Origin of the sequence: Methanolobus psychrotolerans (assembly GCF_002243045.1) — an archaeon.
GTDB lineage: Archaea > Halobacteriota > Methanosarcinia > Methanosarcinales > Methanosarcinaceae > Methanolobus > Methanolobus psychrotolerans.
Genome location: NZ_MBKP01000007.1, coordinates 40,833 through 57,207, shown reverse-complemented (window position 1 = coordinate 57,207; position 16,375 = coordinate 40,833). Strand labels below are relative to the sequence as shown.

General features: G+C 43.1%; 20 protein-coding genes and 1 tRNA gene. 10 read left to right on the top strand and 11 right to left on the bottom strand.

What is annotated here, in order from left to right; all coding sequences use genetic code 11:
• Window positions 1-2 precede the first annotated feature (2 nt).
• From BB781_RS16310 to hxlA, 3 genes are all read right to left on the bottom strand, one after another.
• Window positions 3-131: a hypothetical protein gene (locus BB781_RS16310; protein ID WP_277985479.1), complete on the bottom strand. Its 129-nt coding sequence runs from the start codon at window positions 129-131 to the stop codon at window positions 3-5.
• Between the two features lie 66 nt (window positions 132-197).
• The gene (locus BB781_RS04120) at window positions 198-956 is read right to left on the bottom strand and encodes an A24 family peptidase C-terminal domain-containing protein (protein WP_094227235.1); all 759 of its coding nucleotides are present in this window, start codon (window positions 954-956) and stop codon (window positions 198-200) included.
• Window position 957: 1 nt separating this feature from the next.
• Complete coding sequence (hxlA, locus tag BB781_RS04115; protein WP_094227234.1) at window positions 958-2,256, bottom strand: 3-hexulose-6-phosphate synthase; 1,299 nt, start codon at window positions 2,254-2,256, stop codon at window positions 958-960.
• A gap of 79 nt (window positions 2,257-2,335) precedes the next feature.
• Here hxlA and BB781_RS04110 point away from each other — a divergent pair, with 79 nt between their 5' ends.
• From BB781_RS04110 to pyrI, 3 genes are all read left to right on the top strand, one after another.
• On the top strand, window positions 2,336-2,776 hold the full coding sequence (locus tag BB781_RS04110) for a DUF5788 family protein (protein ID WP_094227233.1): 441 nt from the start codon (window positions 2,336-2,338) through the stop codon (window positions 2,774-2,776).
• Between the two features lie 73 nt (window positions 2,777-2,849).
• Window positions 2,850-3,776 (top strand): aspartate carbamoyltransferase, encoded by a 927-nt coding sequence (gene pyrB, locus BB781_RS04105; protein ID WP_094227232.1) that lies wholly within the window; start codon window positions 2,850-2,852, stop codon window positions 3,774-3,776.
• Window positions 3,773-4,243, top strand: a complete 471-nt coding sequence (gene pyrI, locus BB781_RS04100; RefSeq protein ID WP_094227231.1) for an aspartate carbamoyltransferase regulatory subunit — start codon at window positions 3,773-3,775, stop codon at window positions 4,241-4,243. Before pyrB ends, pyrI begins: the two co-directional genes overlap by 4 nt.
• A gap of 200 nt (window positions 4,244-4,443) precedes the next feature.
• Here pyrI and dapB read toward each other — a convergent pair whose 3' ends face one another.
• From dapB to BB781_RS04080, 4 genes are all read right to left on the bottom strand, one after another.
• A complete protein-coding gene (gene dapB, locus BB781_RS04095; protein WP_094227230.1) occupies window positions 4,444-5,235 on the bottom strand; it encodes a 4-hydroxy-tetrahydrodipicolinate reductase in 792 nt (263 codons plus the stop codon).
• Window positions 5,232-6,107, bottom strand: coding sequence for a 4-hydroxy-tetrahydrodipicolinate synthase (gene dapA / locus BB781_RS04090; RefSeq protein WP_094227229.1), 876 nt, complete (start codon window positions 6,105-6,107; stop codon window positions 5,232-5,234). The genes dapB and dapA overlap by 4 nt, the downstream gene beginning before the upstream one ends.
• Window positions 6,108-6,132: 25 nt before the next feature.
• On the bottom strand, window positions 6,133-6,327 hold the full coding sequence (locus BB781_RS04085) for a 30S ribosomal protein S17e (RefSeq protein WP_094227228.1): 195 nt from the start codon (window positions 6,325-6,327) through the stop codon (window positions 6,133-6,135).
• A 116-nt stretch (window positions 6,328-6,443) separates the two neighbouring features.
• Window positions 6,444-6,731 carry a hypothetical protein gene (locus BB781_RS04080; protein WP_094227227.1) on the bottom strand — a complete coding sequence of 96 codons (288 nt, stop codon included), beginning with the start codon at window positions 6,729-6,731 and terminating at the stop codon, window positions 6,444-6,446.
• Window positions 6,732-6,859: 128 nt separating this feature from the next.
• On the opposite strand from BB781_RS04080, the gene dinB reads away from it, so the two are divergent.
• From dinB to BB781_RS04060, 4 genes are all read left to right on the top strand, one after another.
• Window positions 6,860-7,948, top strand: a complete 1,089-nt coding sequence (gene dinB / locus BB781_RS04075; RefSeq protein WP_094227226.1) for a DNA polymerase IV — start codon at window positions 6,860-6,862, stop codon at window positions 7,946-7,948.
• Between the two features lie 290 nt (window positions 7,949-8,238).
• Window positions 8,239-10,155 carry a methyltransferase domain-containing protein gene (locus BB781_RS04070; RefSeq protein WP_094227225.1) on the top strand — a complete coding sequence of 639 codons (1,917 nt, stop codon included), beginning with the start codon at window positions 8,239-8,241 and terminating at the stop codon, window positions 10,153-10,155.
• Between the two features lie 119 nt (window positions 10,156-10,274).
• Window positions 10,275-10,559 (top strand): ferritin family protein, encoded by a 285-nt coding sequence (locus BB781_RS04065; RefSeq protein ID WP_094227224.1) that lies wholly within the window; start codon window positions 10,275-10,277, stop codon window positions 10,557-10,559.
• Window positions 10,560-10,576: 17 nt separating this feature from the next.
• Window positions 10,577-10,846, top strand: coding sequence for a ferritin family protein (locus BB781_RS04060; protein WP_094227223.1), 270 nt, complete (start codon window positions 10,577-10,579; stop codon window positions 10,844-10,846).
• Between the two features lie 101 nt (window positions 10,847-10,947).
• Here BB781_RS04060 and BB781_RS04055 read toward each other — a convergent pair whose 3' ends face one another.
• The 4 genes from BB781_RS04055 to BB781_RS04040 all read right to left on the bottom strand — a co-directional run bounded on the left by BB781_RS04055 (window position 10,948) and on the right by BB781_RS04040 (window position 13,845).
• The gene (locus tag BB781_RS04055; protein ID WP_242492521.1) at window positions 10,948-11,697 is read right to left on the bottom strand and encodes a heparan-alpha-glucosaminide N-acetyltransferase; all 750 of its coding nucleotides are present in this window, start codon (window positions 11,695-11,697) and stop codon (window positions 10,948-10,950) included.
• Between the two features lie 19 nt (window positions 11,698-11,716).
• On the bottom strand, window positions 11,717-12,193 hold the full coding sequence (locus BB781_RS04050; protein WP_094227221.1) for a Zn-ribbon domain-containing protein: 477 nt from the start codon (window positions 12,191-12,193) through the stop codon (window positions 11,717-11,719).
• Between the two features lie 74 nt (window positions 12,194-12,267).
• The gene (gene mtnP / locus BB781_RS04045; RefSeq protein WP_094227220.1) at window positions 12,268-13,131 is read right to left on the bottom strand and encodes an S-methyl-5'-thioadenosine phosphorylase; all 864 of its coding nucleotides are present in this window, start codon (window positions 13,129-13,131) and stop codon (window positions 12,268-12,270) included.
• A gap of 15 nt (window positions 13,132-13,146) precedes the next feature.
• Window positions 13,147-13,845, bottom strand: coding sequence for a phosphoribosyltransferase (locus BB781_RS04040; RefSeq protein ID WP_207205238.1), 699 nt, complete (start codon window positions 13,843-13,845; stop codon window positions 13,147-13,149).
• A 133-nt stretch (window positions 13,846-13,978) separates the two neighbouring features.
• Here BB781_RS04040 and BB781_RS04035 point away from each other — a divergent pair.
• The 3 genes from BB781_RS04035 (at window position 13,979) to BB781_RS04025 (ending at window position 16,373) form a co-directional block, all read left to right on the top strand.
• Window positions 13,979-14,053, top strand: a tRNA-Met gene (locus tag BB781_RS04035).
• Between the two features lie 68 nt (window positions 14,054-14,121).
• Window positions 14,122-14,955 carry a DMT family transporter gene (locus BB781_RS04030; RefSeq protein WP_094227218.1) on the top strand — a complete coding sequence of 278 codons (834 nt, stop codon included), beginning with the start codon at window positions 14,122-14,124 and terminating at the stop codon, window positions 14,953-14,955.
• Between the two features lie 98 nt (window positions 14,956-15,053).
• Window positions 15,054-16,373, top strand: coding sequence for a signal recognition particle protein Srp54 (locus BB781_RS04025; protein WP_094227217.1), 1,320 nt, complete (start codon window positions 15,054-15,056; stop codon window positions 16,371-16,373).
• The last annotated feature ends 2 nt before the right edge of the window (window positions 16,374-16,375 follow it).

Sequence of the window (16,375 nt, the reverse complement as noted above, 5' to 3'; positions counted from 1 at the left end):
AGTTACTCACATGTGTCCAGTAAATGCCTTTTTGGGCGAACCCTGGAATCCCCTGGATGTATAGGAGTAACTTTTACTTCCTTTTCATCTTCTTTTTTCTGCTTTTTAGCTTCTGGAATTTTCTCTTCCATAGAACCCACCTCAATTAATAATTTGAAAAAAGGAGTATTAAAAGTTAATGAAAGATAAAAAGCAGTTCACATCATCATGAACTGCATCGTGAGATAGAATATTAGATCCCCGAAGACCACCGCTGTGATAAAACCCGCAGTTATCGGGATCATGAATGGAAGTCCCGGAGTTATCCACACACCACCCCTGACCTTTCCTGCCTTTTGATAGTTTTTCAGTTCAGAGATAACTTCCGAGGTGAGTTCAGTTCCTGATCTTGTGAACTTGAACTCAATGCCCTCTTTAGTTTTGTTATAGGACTCTATCATGCGAAAATGTCCTTTTTCCAGTTTTGAGATTGGCATAACATAACCAATGAACATATAAAATGGACGTCTCAGCGATTCAGAAGGATTCTTTACTAAGTTGTACAGGAATAGACCTATTGGAACTATGACTGTGAGTATTACGGAATTGCCAAATACACTGAAAGCAAACAAATTGATAATTGGAGTCCCATTAATAGGAAAAGAGGTTGAAGCTAGCGTAATTGTGGGGAATGTAGGAATTATCAGCGAAATAACCATTAGAACTTTTGCATCCGCGCCTCCAAAAGCACCAAACTGGAAAAGTATGTACACAAAAGCAAAAATGAACAGGAAAGAAAGGATGTTACGTATAAGATATGGAAGACCATATGTCATAAGATCGTACATTATGAAAATGAATCCGACACCGAACATCATGAACCATACTTCATTGGATACACGGCGGGTTTTTATATCAGCATAACAGGCATAAAGTAAAAAGGGCATGCATGCCAGCACTTTTAATATTTCTATCATTTCAATGTTTCTCCCATTTCTTAAGTTTCATGATCTCTGACAGGGTTGAACCCCTGCGTATCTCCTCAAAAAGGCGATGCTCCGTCTTTTCTACTTCTTTTGCACGCCTTGCAATCTCATAGGCACGTTCTTTTGGAATGACAACTACGCCATTGTCATCCCCTATGATATAATCCCCAGGTTTAACTGTTTGATTACCGCAGACGATTTCTGAATTGATCTCACCAAATCCCTTTGGTTCTCCTGCATTAGGGACATTGCAGGTTGCAAAAACAGGCAAACCAATGCTACGAATATCGTCTATGTCCCGCACAGCACCATCGACGACAACACCTGCCACTCCTCTGTTAAGGCAACTTAGAGTTGCAAGACCGCCCCATGGGGCAACATGCCTGCTTCCGTTGTAGATAACAATTACATCTCCTTCCTTTGCCTCATCTATAGCCTCAACGGTCTTGGCCCAGTCACCTTTGAAAGTCTGGACAGTGACAGCAGTACCGATCATTCGTTTTCCGGGGACCATTGAGAAAATATCCTGCATAGCTCCTTTGCGGTGCATGGCATCGGAAATATTAGGAGTGGAAACGCCATCAAGTATCCCGCGTATCTCTTCATCAGGCGATCTTTTCAATTGTATTGTTGCGGAAGGAGAATCCACGCTTTGCCTTATGGCCTTTGCTGAGGCTGTGACATCGGCTGAGCGAACTATATTTCCACCAACAATGACCACATCCACCCCTGCGGCTACAGCCTGCGAACATGAATATGCATCCAGTCCACCTGCTATAGCAACCGGAATGCTTACCTTCTCTACGACTTTTTTCATTATAGCAAGTGAATCCTGGCCGGTCATCTGCTGATCTATGCCCGCATGCACATTGATGTAATCAACACCCATCTTTTCCAGTTCGATGCTTCGGGAAACAGGGTCAATGGCCGATATCAGGTCTGCCATTATCCTCACACCGTATTTTTTTGCGGCACGTACCGATTCCAGAATTGTGGAGTCATCGGCACTCGCAAGCACAACCACAATATCAGCACCTGCCTTAGCTCCCATTTCAACTTCCATAGCGCCAGTATCTGCTATTTTCATATCTGCGATTATTATCTTGTCAGGGAAGTTTTCCCTCAGTTTCCTTATGGCATCCATCCCCTCGCTTTTTATGAGAGGAGTTCCTGCCTCAAGCCAGTCAACACCGCCATCTAGGGCTTCTTTTGCTATCTGTATTGCTCTGTCGGTTTCTAAGAGATCAAGAGCTACCTGAATGATTGGTTTGATACGATCACTTTTGTACATACTTACAACACTAAAATACTTGAAAACCTATAAATTTAATCACGCAAAGTACTATTTAAGGGAAGAATCTGGGAGAAAAATGACTGAAAATGAAGAAATATCTGAACAGGAACGGCAAATGATGCTGAACAAGCTCAATAAAAGTCTTTTCTGGGTAGGGGAACAGATACCTTACAAAGTATCCATAAAAGGTAAAGAAGTGAATCTTCATGAAATTGTCTGGGAAATTGTCAACAAAGCTAAGCTGGACAGGGATGACCTGAAAGACATAGATACTTTTCTGGACCTTTTGCGTGATAAAGAAAAAGAGTATGAGAAGCGTCTTGAAAATAAACACCTCATTCATGATGAAGCAAAAGACCTGTTTGACAGGGCAGCAGGCGTCAGGCGAGCTATTATGGACCTGAGGGAACTGACAATGCCTTCTAAAAGAAAAATTATTTGCAAAGACCGGCATATATGTAAAGATGTAAATACCGAAGAATGGGATTCACTAACCGAAGTTATCAGGAAAAAATAGGAATAAAACACAGAATATCAGAATACATGATAGCAGGCAAATATTATATCCCATGCAATGCCTTTATTAGTCGATGAAATTCAAGGACCACCATATCATTTCCACTAGGAATTTTTCCCGGGAGATGATCGATCATATTCTTGCTGCCGCTGAAAAGATGGAGACCATTGCAAATGGGGAACAAAGATCAGACCTGTTAGCTGGAAAAGTCCTTGCAGTCCTTTTTTTTGAACCAAGCACAAGGACCAGGATGTCCTTTGAGACTGCAATGCTGAGACTGGGAGGAGATGTACTGAACCTGGGGTCAGTGGATGCGAGTTCCATATCAAAAGGAGAAACACTGGCAGACACCATTCGGGTTGTTGACGGGTATGCAGATGCTATTGTATTACGTCACCCCCGGGAAGGAGCGGCACAACTTGCATCCGAATTTTCCAGAGTTCCCGTGCTTAATGCAGGAGACGGTGCAGGCCATCATCCCACCCAAACACTTCTGGACCTTTATACGATTAAACGTGAAAGCCACCTTGATGGATTGAAAATTGCACTTGCTGGTGACCTGAAGTATGGAAGGACAGTGCACTCACTCTGTTATGCACTATCACTTTACGGCGCGCAGATAACGCTAATATCACCAAATGAACTGCGTATGCCGGAAGAAATCATAAGTGATATCATAGCCAGAGGTGCAAAGATCATTGAGGTGGATTCTATTGATGACGCCATTAATGACGTTGATGTGCTGTACATGACACGCATACAAAAAGAAAGATTCCCGGACGCTGCTGAGTACCAGAAGGTTGCTAACAAGCTGAAGATAACAATGGAAACACTGAAAGATGTGAAACATGAGTTGAAGATAATGCATCCCCTTCCAAGGGTCAATGAGATAGATACCAAAGTTGATGATACACCTCATGCTTGTTACTTTAAGCAGGCATTCTATGGCGTGCCTGTGAGAATGGCACTTCTAGGACTTGTACTGGGGGCTATAGAATGAGTGACATCGACACAGAGCTGAGAGTACGCAGGATAGAGAACGGAACTGTCATAGACCACATCACCGCAGGCAAAGCCCTGAATGTGTTGAAGATACTTGGATTGCCGGATTCGTCCCAGGGAGTCGTTAGCATCCTGCTGAATTCCAAAGGGAAATACGGACAAAAAGATGTAGTAAAAATAGAGAATCGCGAGCTTAAAGTTGAAGAGGTCGACAAGATAGCACTGATCGCACCCAATGCAACCATCAACATCATACGCAATTTCAATGTAACCCGCAAGAATAAAGTGCATATTCCTTCTTTTGTAGAAGGTGTTGTCGAATGCATAAATCCGAATTGCATCTCCAATAGTAATGAACCCATCACGTCAAAATTTAAAGTGAATACTGAAGATACAAACCTGAAACTCAGATGTTTTTACTGTGGAAGAGTTATTTCAGAGAATATCGCAGAGCATCTGCTCTAGAAACGGATAAAAATAAAAAAGAAACGGTTGGAGGTAGTAACGATGGCAGTGGAGAATACACATGCTACATGTATAATTATATATAACCATATATATAATGTAGTTGGCCATTGTTCATGATTTATCATGCGAGTTTGTGCACACAATCTATACAAGCTGTGCCACAAATGAACAGATGTGTTCATAAAAAAGTGTTGCCATTAAAGGCCGAGAATGTCCTGCATAGTATGAAGCCCAGGTTCAGCACCCCCAATCCATACAGCTGCTTTTACCGCACCGCCTGCAAATGCCTGTCTTGAATGGGCTTGGTGTTTTACCTCGATCCTTTCGCCATCGCCAGCAAAGAGAACCGTGTGATCACCAATAATGTCACCGCCGCGAACGGCGTGTATGCCTATCTCTTTTCCACGGGGGGCGAGACCTTCACGGCCATAGACATAATCCTTGCCACCAAGAACCTTGCTGATAACTTCAGCAGCACCTTTAGCAGTACCGCTTGGAGCATCTTTCTTCTGGTTATGGTGGGCTTCTATAATTTCGATATCAACATCATCAAGATACTTAGCTGCTTCTTCAAGGAGCCTGAAGAACACATACACACCAACTGAGTAGTTAGGAGAGATAATTCCTGCTACGTTGTTGCTGATAATTGAATCCTCTATATTCTTTTTCTGCTCAGGCGTCAAACCTGTTGTGCCTATCACAAGATTAACACCACATGCTGCTGCCCTTGGAGCATTGACAGCCGTTGCATTTGCAATTGTAAAATCGATAAGCACCTGAGTACCGGATTTCTTTAGAACCGACTCCATATCATTTACATCGGATATAGGCACGTTCAAAGCACCTATATGAGCCACCTCACCCACATCCTTACCGATGTTCACAAGATCAAAAGCTGCTGATAAGCAGACATCTTCAGACCGGAGGATGTTATCAATGATGAGTCTGCCCATTCTGCCCGAAGCACCGGTGACTGCCACATTTATCATGCAATGCACCCCATACTGCGAAGAACATTTTCAAGTAAAACACTGTTCTCTTCGCTGAGTGGTGCAAGAGGAAGCCTCATGGTTCCGCTTGACAGACCGATAAGTTCTACAGCACGCTTTACAGGAATAGGATTGGTCTCTGTGAACAATGCACGGATAAGTGGTGCCATTTCAAAGTGAAGCTTTCGTGCAGTTGCAAGGTCACCTGCATTTACCGCATCCGCAAGCTTTACCATCATTTCAGGCACAATATTAGCAACAACAGATATCACACCTGCGCCACCCATGGCAAGTATTGGAAATGTAAGTCCGTCCTCTCCGGAAATAACTACAAAATCCTCGTCCATGGTTAGTTCCAGTATCTGTGATACCTTTCCAAGATTACCACTTGCATCTTTGACAGCTACTATGTTATCCACTTTTGAAAGCTCAACAATGACTTCCAGAGGCATATCCTGTCCTGTGCGGGAAGGCACATTGTACAGGACAATAGGGATATCTGCAGCTTCGGCTATTTTCTTAAAATGAGCAATGAGCCCTGCATTATTGGGCTTGATATAATAGGGGGATATGATAAGAGCACCATCAGCTCCCGCATCTGCTGCATGTTTGGTGAGTTCGACTGCTTCAACAGTGTTGTTAGAGCCGGTACCTGCTATCACATCAACATTCGCACAATCAACACAAAGGTTTATCAACTCTTTATGTTCCGCAGTTGATAAAGTCGCAGATTCACCGGTAGTACCACAAGCAACAACTCCGGAAACGCCGCCTTCTTCAACATAATTGACAATGTTCCTGAAACTTTCAGCATCAATAGTATTATCACTTGAGAATGGCGTTACAAGAGCAGGTAAAACTCCTTCGAACATGGGAACATCCCCTCTAAAAAAGACCTTACTCTCTTGGCTTATGTGTCATCTTTCTTGTTACGTAACCAGCTACACGGTTCCTGATAACCTTACTCTGGATGGTTGTGTACTTTGTCACAAGGGGCTTGTTTGCATCAAAGTCTGTTGTAAATACGTCACCGTGATTTTCTACTAAGCGAATTGAAATTCTCTTGATGTTGGTTTGTCTAATATTTCCCATGATAATTCTCCATTATTATTAAGATGAAACTCTATAATAGTAACTTGTATCGGGTTATAATAAATACCCTTACATTTATACCTTTTGGATTACTGGAAATGCACCTGAATACTTGATCATATATCTGTCTTTCCCAGAAGACGGTCAATTACTTTTGCTTCTTTGAAAACTGGCTCCCTTGAACCTTTCTGATTAAAGAAAAGAGCAATAAGCACAATCAAAAGCCCAAGATTTTGATTTGCAAAAGAGAAAAGCAAACCCAGCATAACAAGAGCTGAAGCAAGGATACCTTTAATAGCTCCCTTTCGATAAGAAGCAATCCGGGTCCTCTTATAAATGCGAACATCCCGCAAAGTAAGGAAGAGAACCACAGCATAAGCCAGCATTGCTATATAGGGATACATTTTTCCACCAGATACTAGATGTTTGTTCAAGGTCTTTGATATTATATCAGGGTTCCGTCGCAATAAACACAGAATGAGAATACGTGCATAATTTAGTTAAATCCCTAAATAGTATACCTAAGGGTTGAATGAAAAACTCATTAAGGAACCGAATAACACTGCATCTGGACATGGACAGTTTCTATTCCTCAGTAGAAGTAAGGGAAAGACCAGAACTTAAAGAATTGCCTGTAGTCGTGGGCTCAGATCCAAAAGGCGGTAACGGAAGAGGAGTTGTCAGTACATGTTCCTACGAGGCAAGGGAATTTGGAATACATTCGGGAATGCCAATATCAAAAGCATACCGGCTCTGCCCTGATGCGGTTTACCTTCCGGTCAACATGAAGCTTTATAAGGAAACCTCGGAAAAGATAATGGATATTATACGCATTTTCGCGGATAGGTTCCAGCAGGTCAGCGTGGATGAGGCTTACATCGATATTGGAGACTCCATAAATGATTATGAGTCTGCAACATTGCTTGCAAAGAAGATCAAAAGCGAAGTCAAGCGCATACAGGGACTTACATGCTCCATAGGAGTTGCACCCAACAAGGTCATTGCAAAAATAGCATCTGATTTCAATAAGCCTGACGGACTTACAATTGTAAGACCGGAAGAGATACAGGAATTCCTGTTTCCTCTGCAAATATCAAAAATACCAGGAATAGGAAAGAAGACACAACCCGCTCTTCAGGAAATGGGGATCGAAACTGTAGGAAAGCTTGCATCATGTGACGTTCAACTATTGATATCATGTTTCGGTAAATTCGGTGTTGTGATGCATCAGCTTGCAAATGGTATAGACATGCGCGAAGTAAAAGAACGTGAAGAGGTAAAATCCATAAGTAATGAGGATACCTTTGAAGAAGACATATCAGACCCCTTTGAAATAAAAAGATCAATTACCGACCTTTCTGAGAAAGTGCATGTATCACTGCTCAAAAAGCATTTCCGGTTCAGGACTGTAACCCTCAAGGTACGCTTTGAAGATTTCAGGACATACACACGGGCAAAGACATTACATGCGGCCACTACCGACAAAGAGGTGATCAGAAAAACATCCCTCAGCCTCATGGAAGAATTTATTGGAAAGGGCAGATTCAGACTACTTGGAGTAGGAGTCACAAAACTTGAGAGACTTGATGAAAAACAAACATATTTAAGTGATTTTTTGTAAGTGGGATCTTTCAAATAGATTCAAAATACAAGATGAACGATACAAGAAAAATCATTTTTATAATCTTAAATCAAAATTAATAAGATATAAGAGGATTAATACTTAAAATAAAGCGATTTTAAAGAAAATAATGGCATCAAGACTCATATTAGCACTATAAATAGATTCAAAAGCCATAATTACATTAATATCCAGATAAAAGAGTTTATCGTAGATTTTTTATCCTTAGAACTCTTATCAGGGTTTGAATGTATAGATAATGCGTTCCAGAAATTAGAGGGTTATACCTGATGAAAGATAGATCTAAAGATTACCATAACAAAGAAAAACAAAAACCAAGGACATTGGGGCCTGTACCGCATCTTGAAGAGCATGTGAATCCAGACTGGTGGAAAAAAATATTCAACTCACTTTACTTGAAGACCGATGCAGACATCGTTGATGATGCGGCCATCACCGGACAGGAAATAGATACTTTTTACTCTATACTCAATCTTAGCCCTGAAAGTCATGTGCTTGATCTGTGTTGCGGACAGGGGAGACATTCGCTGGAGCTTGCAAGGAGAGGAGTAAGAAATGTAGAGGGTCTTGACAGATCACACTACCTGATACAGAGAGCAAAGAACTCTGCAAAGAAGGAAAGCCTGGGCATCAGGTTCAAAGAAGGAGATGCAAGAAAAACCCCCTATGCAACAGATACTTTTGATAATGTAATGCTCCTTGGAAACAGTTTTGGTTATTTTGAGACATCTGACGAAGATCTGAGGGTGCTGAAAGAAGTAAAAAGAGTTCTCAAACCATGGGGCAAAATATTACTGGATGTTGCCGACGGGTCATATCTTAAGGAAAAATACCAGCCGCGCTCATGGGAATGGATAGACAAACACAACTTCGTATGCAGGGAACGCTCTACGTCCACCGATGGGCAGAAACTGATATCTAGAGAAGTGATTGTCAATGATACATCAGGAGTTATAGCAGACCAGTTCTATGCAGAGCGCCTTTACACCCCGGAATCACTAATAGAGCTTCTGAAAAAGGCCGAGTTCACCGACATAGAGGTAGTTGATTCCATAAATTCACAGACGCTGAGAAATCAGGACCTTGGAATGATGGAAAGACGTATACTGGTCACCGCATCCATAAGGAAAGAATGGACACCTAAGAAGAAAAAAGTGAAGGATATTGAAAAGAATGTGGTGGTAATTTTTGGAGACCCCAGGAAAAATGATTCACTGAAGCCATGTGGTGTCTTTGACGATGATGACATATATACGATCGACCAGCTCAAAGGCAGTCTCCATGAAGTAGAAGGATATTCTTTCAAGTATCTGGATAACCACGACACACTTATCAGTGACCTTTCAAAACTGAGAGGAAAAATAGATTTTATATTTAACCTTTGTGATGAGGGGTTTGGGAACGACCCTAAAAAAGAGTTACATGTACCAGCAATACTGGAAATGCTGAATATCCCCTACACCGGCTCGGGCCCACAGTGTCTGGCTTTCTGTTACGACAAAGCACTTGTAAGAGGTATTGCCAAAGATCTAGGAGTGCCTGTACCGGCTGGAATCGTAGTAAAAGGAGAGGACAGCCTGTTCGAACTGCCAATGGATTTCCCGGTTATCGTAAAACCAAATTTTGGAGACTCAAGTTTTGGCCTGAACCAGCACAGCGTATGTAACAGCCGTGATGAGGTGGTCAGGGCTATCTATGACATAAGGGAAGGTCTTGGCTATGACAAACCCATACTCATCGAGGAGTTTCTCACTGGCAAGGATATGAGCATAGGAATTATCGGAAATCCCCCGGAGAACTACACGGTGCTGCCACTCACACAGGAAGATTACTCAGAACTGCCCGAGGATCTGCCTAGATTATGCGGTTACGAAGCAAAATGGATACCTGAGTCCCCATACTGGATGATCAAATCCGCACCTGCGGACCTTCCAAAAGATACAGAAGAGCTCATCATAGAATGTAGCCTTAAACTGATAAACCGACTTGAATGCAGGGACTACAACCGCCTGGACTGGAGACTTGACTCTGCTGGAAATCCAAAATTACTGGAAGTGAACCCCAACCCGGGATGGTGCTGGGACGGTCATTTGGCAAAAATGGCAAAGCTTGCCGGCATCCCATACAGTGAGATGATACGGATGATCCTTAAAAGTGCCGATGACAGGATATCAGCACATCGATAAACACTAATATAAACACTGCTTTTTTGCAGAGGGATGAAAATCATTCCTTTTTTTTAAAGATCACGTCAGATATAAGTAGTCCGGACACCCATAAATAAGAGATACAAGGAGTGGAAAATATGTTTTCAAAAGTACCCATAGGTATTGGAAAGATCAATAGGGAAGATATTAACAAGGAAATACTCCGGGCTGCACTGATAGCAGAACTGGATGCCATTAACCTTTATGAACAGATGGCAGGTATGACCGATAATGACGAGGTCAGGAGAGTTCTCCTTGATGTTGCAAAGGAAGAAAAGACCCATATCGGCGAGTTCCAGACACTTCTGCTGAGGATGGACAAGCAGCAGGTCGAAGAACTTGAAGCTGGCAGGGAAGAAGTGGATGAAGAATTGGGGAAATAACATAGGGAGATGGCATTATGTTCTCGGAAGTTCCCATAGATATCGAAACAGTGAATAAGAAAGATCTTGATAAGGAGATCATGAGAGTAGCGATCATGGCAGAGTTCGATGCAATTAACATGTATGAACAAATGGCCAATCTCACCGATGACAAGGATCTTAAGATTATCCTGCTCGACATTGCCAAAGAAGAAAAAGTACATGCTGCCATGTTCCAGACAGTTCTCATGGAAGTGGACCATGAATACCTGAAGGTCATGGCAGATTATGCACTGGTAAAGAAGTAAATCATTTATTTTCCGGGTTAGCCGGGTTTCATATTTCTTTTGTATTTTATTGCAATCTATCAGGAGACTATATCCCCTTCCATATTATGATCTATACCATATCAATATAAAGCCTTCAATATCAGCAACATCCCCGCAATCACCGGCTGATGCACCAGATAGATCAGCAGCGACTTTTTCCCCAGATACCCCAGCAACCTAACAACAGCATTATCCTTGCAATCACACATCCTGAAGCTCCTCTGATAATCTGGATACAGGCTATTCCCTGTGAAAATGCCCAGAAGGACCACACCAAACCAGGGGATCAGTGGAAAGTAGTCAAGAGTGTAAAATCCGTAGGGTTTGATACCAAGCCAGAGCAACCAGGGGAAATCCGCATAGGCACTTTCCATGATTACACCTGCAAAAAGGAGCAGCATACCTGCAATCAGGCTGAGTCTCTTGTATTTGAGGAAAGGATATGCAAAGATGATGGAAACTCCAATTAGGTGCAGTATTCCGAAATATATAGTGCCTCTTTCAAGAACGCTTGCTGTCACAAATGTAATCACAAGGCCCCATCCAAAAATACCTGCGCCCCTTTTGAGAAAATGAGAGAACTGAGCCTGCGTGCCGTGTAAGGATACAGTGCGGGAATAACTGAGCGTAAGGGAAACGCCAACAAGAAAAATGAACAGGATTGCGGCACTTCTTCCAACAAACAGCAGAAGACCGGAATGCACATCAAATTCAAGAATGCCAAGAAAGTCCAGGTCAAAAAAGAAATGAAAGATCACCATCAGGAAGATGGCTATGCCGCGGAGAGCGTCAACTTCAAAAAATCGTTTTTTGAGAGCATCATCCATCATTTACCCCGGTAGGAAAAACTCACTTTTTCCTGGTGTCCTTTTTCTTCTTGCCCTTATCCCTATTATCCTTAAAGACAGAACCCAGGTGCAGTGCATAAGTACCATCCTCTTTTATGGCCATGACTATTTCCTTGCGGTCAAGAAGGGAATCAAGATTCAGCTCATAGGAACCGGGACCAAGAATGCGCACAGATTCCACACGCTCGCCTTCCTCTTCAGTGACACTGCGTTCCTTCTTAGCAACACCCAGAATATCATCTATTTCCCTGATGAACTTGTCAGACGAATGTTCAGACGTTTTTTCAGGAGAGGTTTCGTCAATAATAACGTGCTTTTCCTCATGCTCTGTACCTTCGCCACCTTCTGAGACATGCCCGGCAGACTCCTCATCCGACACGTAAAGGAACTTGTTCCAGCCGCATTTAGGGCATCCGCTCAATATTACTGAAGCACCGTCTGTAAAGATAGATTCGCATCTTGTGCACTTATGAGGCATTGGTCCACCGACTTAAATAAGTACCATGATATATTAAAACACTTGCGATAAGCCTGTAATAGATAGCAGGCTCATCACTCTTTAAGGTATTTACCAATCAGAGGGTCGAGTTTTCTTTTGATTTCATGCGGGATCATGGAAGGAACGGTAGTGATGGCTCCCTTCAGGGCATCCTTGCACATACAATGCTGCTCAAAACTGAAATTTTCAAGAGATGAAACGATTATGTCCTTTACAGCAGCCTCGTTCTTCATGGCATTTTCAATGATAACTTCAATGGTCACATCTTCCTCATGCCATACATCGTAATCTGTTACCGTAGCGATCATGGAATAGCATATCTCAGCCTCACGGGCAAGCTTTGCCTCAGGTACAGCAGTCATGCCGATAATATCAAAACCAAGTGCCTGGTATACGCGGGATTCCGCCCGGGTCGAGAACTGCGGACCTTCCATACAAACATATGTACCGCCTTCCTTCACATTATAACCCTTTGACCTGGCAACATCCACTATGGTCTTTGAGGTTTCAGGGCAGAAAGGATCAGCAAATCCCATGTGTACGACTATGCCATCCTCAAAGAAAGTAGAAGGCCGGGATTTAGTACGATCGTATATCTGGTTTGGGATCACTATATCCATGGGCTTGAACTCTTCCCTGAGGCTGCCAACTGCCGATGCCGCAATTATGCGCTTCACACCGAGTTTCTTAAGCGCAAAGATGTTGGCTCTGGAATTAAGTTCTGAAGGGGAGATCCTGTGACCTACACCATGTCGTGGAAGGAAACAAACGATCCTGTCACCATGTTCACCTATTGTTATGGAATCGGACGGTTTTCCAAAAGGCGTATCGATGTCCACTTCACGTACATTGTCCAGCAGATTTGCGTCATATATACCGCTTCCGCCAATTATTGCAATATCAGCTTTTTCCTGCATTGTATCTCTCTCACCTTAGATAAGTTTCCAGTATTGTCTCCCATCTTCACTCACAGAGCTTACAATTCCCCTGCGGTGCATCTCTCCCATTACTTCAGGAAGCCTGCCCGGCTGGGCTATCTCAAACGCAAAGGAATCAAGTGAGTGGTACATATAGAGACCATGCCTGATAGCAGGGACATCCCAAATACCCCGGTCCTCTTTTTTCATGAGCGTTGAGATGAGATCGATCATATCTTCAATAAAATTCCATGGGAAAACGACCCATGCCCATTCCTCAAGGCGCTCACCGCAATAATCAGGGTCGAACTGTGAGGAATCGAGGTATTGAAGGGTTGCGGTCCTCACTTCTTTAGGATTCTGTTGCTTTACATATTCGACAGAATGTATAAGGCTCTTGCCGGTATCAGCAATATCGTCAACTATCAGTATATTCTTCCCGGAAACAGAGTTGTCAGCAAGAGGATACTTTATCAAAGGCTCGTCACCTGCAAGCGCAGTGCCCAGGTAGTGCTCGATCTTAAGGCTTGTGAGATCATCAAGTCCCAGAAAATCACACAATACACGACCAGCAAACCATCCGCCCCTTGCAAGGGCAATTATCATATCCGGTTCATATCCGGAAGCTTTCACATCATTCGCAACTTCTCTGCAAAGGTCGTAGATATAATCCCAGTTAGTAACAACACATTTGAATTTATCAGGTAAGGCCATTATATTCTCTCCGAGATAGTATATTTAAACAGACAAGATATATATTTATTCAATAGTAAAATGAGTCCATACGCAACCTTTATCTGTAATGATATGGTTGTAGGGGTGTACCTCATTACAAAGGCATAAACGAAGCGGGGTAGGGTAGCCAGGAGATCCCGACGGGCTCATAACCCGTAGACCGATAGTTCGAATCTATCCCCCGCTACTTTTCTAATATTGCAGTTTTTTACAAGCATTAAATGGTGCTTTTTTCCAGACAACTCTGTGATTTAGATGGAGTTATCTATTGCCATATTCGGACTGGCAGCGGCAGCCTGCTGGGGAGCAGGGGATTTCAGTGGAGGAGTTGCAACAAAACGCAACGGTGTACTGATAATTGCAATCATTTCCCAGATAATGGGAATAATAATTCTCACCTCAGCGGCATTGGTATTCAGGGAGGGCATACCGCCAACACCGGATTTCCTATGGGGTGCAGCTGCCGGGCTTGCAGGCGGAACAGGACTTCTTGCACTCTATCACGCATTGTCCGTTGAGAAAATGGGAATTGTAGCACCTGTTACAGCTGTATTGAGTGCAATCGTCCCCATGACATTCGGGATAATAACCGAAGGACTGCCTGCCATAAGCCAGCTTACAGGTTTTCTTTTTGCATTCATTGGAGTATGGATGATCTCCAGGGAAGAGAAAAGCCCTAAGATAGAACTGAAAAAGATTAAGCTTCCGTTTATAGCAGGCACAGGATTCGGATTATTCATGATTCTTATCGACCAGGTGCAGACAGGTGGAGTATTCTGGCCACTTGTCGGAGCACGGATGGCATCCATTCCAGCTTTCATAATTGTAGCCAGTTACAGTAAACAGACAAAGATACCGGGCCTGAGATATTTACCCCTCATAGCACTTGCCGGACTGCTGGACACAGGCGGAAATGTATTCTATGCACTTGCTGCAAAGACGGGAAGACTTGATATTGCTGCAATCCTTACTTCAATGTATCCTGCTGTAACCGTACTTCTTGCATGGGTACTCCTGAAAGAGAGATTAAAGATACGACAGTTGGCAGGCGTATTTGCAATCATGATGGCTGTAATACTGATCACCTGAATACGAAGATAATCGGATATATAGTGTTTTCACAACAGGATTAAATATGAACTGCCCTTTAATAGAACAAAAAGAGAACTGAACAGGATGAACCTTAAATGGTAATGGATAAACTCGGGAATTCCCTGCAGGATGCCCTAAAAAAACTGGTGAAATCAGGGCGTATCGATGAACGGACCGTAAATGAGGTCGTTAAGGATATCCAGAGGGCTTTGCTACAGTCTGACGTGAACGTCAAGCTGGTCATGCAAATGTCACAGCGTATCAAGGAACGTGCACTGAAAGAGGAAGTGCCCTCCGGGATGAACCCCAGAGAACATGTACTAAGGATAGTCTATCAGGAACTTATCAATATAATCGGAAAGAGTACCGATATCCCCCTTAAACCCCAGACTATTATGATGATAGGTCTGCAGGGTAGCGGGAAAACTACAACAACTTCAAAACTTGCACGCTATTTCCAGAGGAAAGGACTTAAGCCCGCAGTTGTGTGTGCCGACACATTCAGGCCAGGCGCATACCAGCAACTTAAGATCCTCTGTACAAGGCTCAACGTCGCATTTTACGGAGAGGAAGACAACCCTGATGCAGTGGGAATTGTAAAAAGAGGTCTTGAAGAGCTTCATAAATATGATGTCCTTATAGTTGACACGGCAGGTCGCCATTCACTTGAAACTGACCTTATCGTAGAGATGGAAGAAATACATGCTATTGCTAAACCTGATTACAAACTACTTGTGCTTGACGGTGCCATTGGACAGCAGGCAAGCGAACAGGCACGTGCTTTCAATGATTCCATCGGCATATCAGGGGTGGTGATCTCCAAACTTGACGGTACCGCAAAAGGTGGTGGTGCGCTTTCAGCAGTATCCGAAACAAATTCTTCCATCGCTTTTATTGGTGTAGGCGAAACACCGGACGACCTTGAGAGATTTGAGCCTGACAGGTTCATTTCAAGGCTTCTTGGAATGGGAGACATCAAAAGTCTTATTGAAAAGGCAGAGGAAGCACTTGGCGAGGAAGACCTTGACATGGAAGCAATGCTGCGTGGCAGGTTCACTCTTAAGGACATGTACAAACAGCTTGAAAGCCTCAACAAGATGGGACCCATGAAACAGATCATGCAGATGTTACCACTTGGAGGACTTGGTGCCAAGATACCTGAGGATGCATATCAGGTAACAGGCGACAAACTCGGTCGCTACAGAGTCCTCATGGATTCCATGACAGAAGAAGAAATGCTAAACCCCAGGGTTATAGGCAGTGCCCGCATCAAGAGAATCTCAAGGGGAGCCGGCTGTGCTCCAGAGGATGTAAGGGAGCTTCTGAAATACCACAAGATGATGCAGACCGCTATGAAAGGGTTCCGTGGCGGAAAATTCAATATGCAAAAAATGATGAAGAAAATGGGAATGTGAGA

Bases quoted from the DNA above. Each gene is read 5' to 3' on its own strand.
- BB781_RS04040 (WP_207205238.1), bottom strand. From the start codon at position 13,845: ATGGCCTTACCTGATAAATTCAAATGTGTTGTTACTAACTGGGATTAT.
- mtnP (WP_094227220.1), bottom strand. From the start codon at position 13,131: ATGCAGGAAAAAGCTGATATTGCAATAATTGGCGGAAGCGGTATATAT.
- BB781_RS04080 (WP_094227227.1), bottom strand. From the start codon at position 6,731: ATGTATCCCTATATAGCAATGCTGGCTTATGCTGTGGTTCTCTTCCTT.
- dapA (WP_094227229.1), bottom strand. From the start codon at position 6,107: ATGTTCGAAGGAGTTTTACCTGCTCTTGTAACGCCATTCTCAAGTGAT.
- pyrB (WP_094227232.1), top strand. From the start codon at position 2,850: ATGAAATTCAAGGACCACCATATCATTTCCACTAGGAATTTTTCCCGG.
- BB781_RS04070 (WP_094227225.1), top strand. From the start codon at position 8,239: ATGAAAGATAGATCTAAAGATTACCATAACAAAGAAAAACAAAAACCA.
- dapB (WP_094227230.1), bottom strand. From the start codon at position 5,235: ATGATAAATGTGGCAGTCACCGGTGCTTCGGGCAGAATGGGCAGACTC.
- BB781_RS04120 (WP_094227235.1), bottom strand. From the start codon at position 956: ATGATAGAAATATTAAAAGTGCTGGCATGCATGCCCTTTTTACTTTAT.
- BB781_RS04065 (WP_094227224.1), top strand. From the start codon at position 10,275: ATGTTTTCAAAAGTACCCATAGGTATTGGAAAGATCAATAGGGAAGAT.
- BB781_RS04055 (WP_242492521.1), bottom strand. From the start codon at position 11,697: ATGATGGATGATGCTCTCAAAAAACGATTTTTTGAAGTTGACGCTCTC.
- BB781_RS04030 (WP_094227218.1), top strand. From the start codon at position 14,122: ATGGAGTTATCTATTGCCATATTCGGACTGGCAGCGGCAGCCTGCTGG.
- dinB (WP_094227226.1), top strand. From the start codon at position 6,860: ATGAAAAACTCATTAAGGAACCGAATAACACTGCATCTGGACATGGAC.
- BB781_RS04050 (WP_094227221.1), bottom strand. From the start codon at position 12,193: ATGCCTCATAAGTGCACAAGATGCGAATCTATCTTTACAGACGGTGCT.
- BB781_RS04110 (WP_094227233.1), top strand. From the start codon at position 2,336: ATGACTGAAAATGAAGAAATATCTGAACAGGAACGGCAAATGATGCTG.
- BB781_RS04085 (WP_094227228.1), bottom strand. From the start codon at position 6,327: ATGGGAAATATTAGACAAACCAACATCAAGAGAATTTCAATTCGCTTA.
- BB781_RS04025 (WP_094227217.1), top strand. From the start codon at position 15,054: ATGGTAATGGATAAACTCGGGAATTCCCTGCAGGATGCCCTAAAAAAA.
- pyrI (WP_094227231.1), top strand. From the start codon at position 3,773: ATGAGTGACATCGACACAGAGCTGAGAGTACGCAGGATAGAGAACGGA.
- BB781_RS16310 (WP_277985479.1), bottom strand. From the start codon at position 131: ATGGAAGAGAAAATTCCAGAAGCTAAAAAGCAGAAAAAAGAAGATGAA.
- hxlA (WP_094227234.1), bottom strand. From the start codon at position 2,256: ATGTACAAAAGTGATCGTATCAAACCAATCATTCAGGTAGCTCTTGAT.
- BB781_RS04060 (WP_094227223.1), top strand. From the start codon at position 10,577: ATGTTCTCGGAAGTTCCCATAGATATCGAAACAGTGAATAAGAAAGAT.